Annotated in this window: 6 protein-coding genes; 2 read left to right on the forward strand and 4 right to left on the reverse strand. The window is 35.7% G+C overall.

Features of this window, described 5'->3' with window-relative positions; translation table 11 throughout:
• Positions 1–134 precede the first annotated feature (134 nt).
• Both RLO81_RS07860 and RLO81_RS07865 read right to left on the reverse strand, forming a co-directional pair.
• A complete protein-coding gene (locus RLO81_RS07860) occupies positions 135–389 on the reverse strand; it encodes a helix-turn-helix domain-containing protein (protein ID WP_350109694.1) in 255 nt (84 codons plus the stop codon).
• A 24-nt stretch (positions 390–413) separates the two neighbouring features.
• Positions 414–671, reverse strand: coding sequence for a hypothetical protein (locus RLO81_RS07865; protein WP_350109697.1), 258 nt, complete (start codon positions 669–671; stop codon positions 414–416).
• Between the two features lie 94 nt (positions 672–765).
• Between RLO81_RS07865 and RLO81_RS07870 the strand changes: the two genes are divergently transcribed.
• Positions 766–981 carry a helix-turn-helix domain-containing protein gene (locus RLO81_RS07870; protein ID WP_350109700.1) on the forward strand — a complete coding sequence of 72 codons (216 nt, stop codon included), beginning with the start codon at positions 766–768 and terminating at the stop codon, positions 979–981.
• Positions 982–1,039: 58 nt separating this feature from the next.
• Here the strand turns inward: RLO81_RS07870 and RLO81_RS07875 are convergent, their stop codons facing one another.
• The gene (locus RLO81_RS07875; RefSeq protein WP_350109703.1) at positions 1,040–1,288 is read right to left on the reverse strand and encodes a hypothetical protein; all 249 of its coding nucleotides are present in this window, start codon (positions 1,286–1,288) and stop codon (positions 1,040–1,042) included.
• A gap of 104 nt (positions 1,289–1,392) precedes the next feature.
• On the opposite strand from RLO81_RS07875, the gene RLO81_RS07880 reads away from it, so the two are divergent.
• Complete coding sequence (locus RLO81_RS07880) at positions 1,393–1,560, forward strand: hypothetical protein (RefSeq protein ID WP_350109706.1); 168 nt, start codon at positions 1,393–1,395, stop codon at positions 1,558–1,560.
• A gap of 70 nt (positions 1,561–1,630) precedes the next feature.
• Here the strand turns inward: RLO81_RS07880 and RLO81_RS07885 are convergent.
• Positions 1,631–2,202 (reverse strand): ABC transporter permease (locus tag RLO81_RS07885; RefSeq protein ID WP_350109709.1); only part of this gene is annotated, 572 nt, incomplete at its 5' end.

Genomic DNA, 2,202 nt, shown 5'->3' on the forward strand with positions numbered 1-2,202 from the left:
CGCTCCCTCAGGGCTTCGATGGCTACCCGAGCCTTGAATGCCGCACTGAATTTTCTTCTACTTTTTTTCATTTTTGCCACTTGTTAAAGTTATAAATTATTCAACTTAAACAGTGGTCTGAATTTTGGGGAGTATTATATTGTATCCACTTTGGGATTAATTGTATTCCCCTTTTCAAGGTTAGTAATTGTTTTTAAATGCAATCCAGACATCGTAGCTAATTGTTTCTGGGTGATTTTCAATGATTTGCGTACTTTCCTGATTTGGGTGCCGATGTGTTGTGTGTCCATAATTCTTCCGAAATTTTTGGACACACCTTGCCTTAAGATGGATGGTGTTTTTAAGTTACCCGCATTTGAATAAATATCCAAATCTGCAAACAGCTTCAAGAAATATTTTAGACTTAAAACGGCCTAAAGCTTCACTTTGAAGTATTCCTTTTTTAGTTTGGAGTTTTCACTAAAATAGAGAACGACACCTTTCATGGAGTATCCTGGCATTTGTCTACAGAACTCGACAGCCTCCTGAAAGTCTTCAAATATTTCATATCTGTAAGGAATGCTATCGGTGAGACATAAATGAAGAACCACTGAATCCCTATTGACTTTAAGAGGTACCCTCGAACCTGCAGTTTCTTCTTCCTTATCCGCATACACTAATAATGGCTTCATGATTACCCTGTTATAATACTATAGCTCGTATTTCAAAATTGAGGATTATAGTCCTCAAATATATCAAATAGCACAGGATAGATTCACTTTTCCGATGAAAAGTGATCTGAAAAGGCAAATAGGGGATAAATTGATAAAACTCAGGCAAGAGCAGAATTTGAGCCAGGAGAAGTTGGCTAACATGGCGGGCCTTGACAGATCCTATATTTCTCGCATCGAAAGATCTCTTATTTCACCTACCCTGGAGAATTTCTTTAAGATCTGCAAGGCTCTGGAGATAGAACCTTACAAGTTTCTTGAAAAGATGTGATCTTACCTTTGCAGGGCCTAAAAATACAAGTGCAACATTTTGACGAAGACTACGAATCTTATCCGTTGTGTTTTATCTTAACATTCCCGATTTTACTTATTATATCCTTTTTGATGTCATAATGATGGGTATCAATCCATTCTCTAAGAATATTATTAATAATTGTTGTGGTGTTAGAATTATAATACGGTGCAGCATCCTCATAGAAAGCAAGTAAGGTGTCTTCCACTTCCATTGTCCTAAAGTTTTTCTCTTTATTATCTTCTTCGATAAAGTATTTTTTGAATGCCTTGTTTGCTTCAGTCATTTTAAAAGTGTTGAAAATGGGAACGATAACAATCGAGGATTATAGTCCTCAAATATATCAAATCGCACAGGATAGAATCACTTTTTTGATGAAAAGTGATTTGAATGGCGCATAGGGGATATATTGATAAAGCTCAGGCAAGAGCAGAATTTGGGCCAGGAGAGTTGGCCAATATGGCAGGTCTTGACAGATCCTATATTTCCCGCATCGAAAGGTTTCTTATTTCGCCTACACTGAGAATTTCTTTAAGATTTGTAAAGCTCATAATATAGCTCCATACAAGTTTCTTGAAGATATGTGATTTTGCAGCATGTGTTTGACATGATATTTATTAGTTAAAGGTTATTCATACCTCAAAGCCTTTACAGGGTTAGATAATGAAATCCTTAGAATTTGGGATCCAATGGTAATTAATGTGATTATCATCATTATTCCGATAGGAATTAAGAATAGCCACCAATAAAGTGGTGTCCTGTATGGATAGCTTTCTAACCATCGATTAATTCCAAATACTACACCTGGTAAAGCCAATAATCCGGAAATAAGAACGAGGATAATGAAACTTTTAGAAAGCAATAACAATAAGCTTCTTACTGGTGCACCAAGAACCTTTCGAACACCGACTTCTTTGGTTCTGCGAGTCACGATGAGTGTTGTTGATCCATAAAGTCCCAGGCAGGCTACAAAAATGGCAAGCATTGTAAAAGCAAAAAGCAATTGACTGAATTGCTGTTCATTTTGATATTGCTTATTGAAGAAATCATCCAAAAAGAAAAAATCAAATGGAATCTCAGAGAACACTTCTTCCCATGTGCTTTTAACGATCTCAATACTTTTTTGAGTATTCATAATATCAAGCTGATTAAACTTGATAGATAAATATTTTAAAGGGAAAAATGTTGAAGTGTATGCCA

Origin of the sequence: Fulvivirga sp., from assembly GCF_040220315.1 — a bacterium.
GTDB lineage: Bacteria > Bacteroidota > Bacteroidia > Cytophagales > Cyclobacteriaceae > Fulvivirga.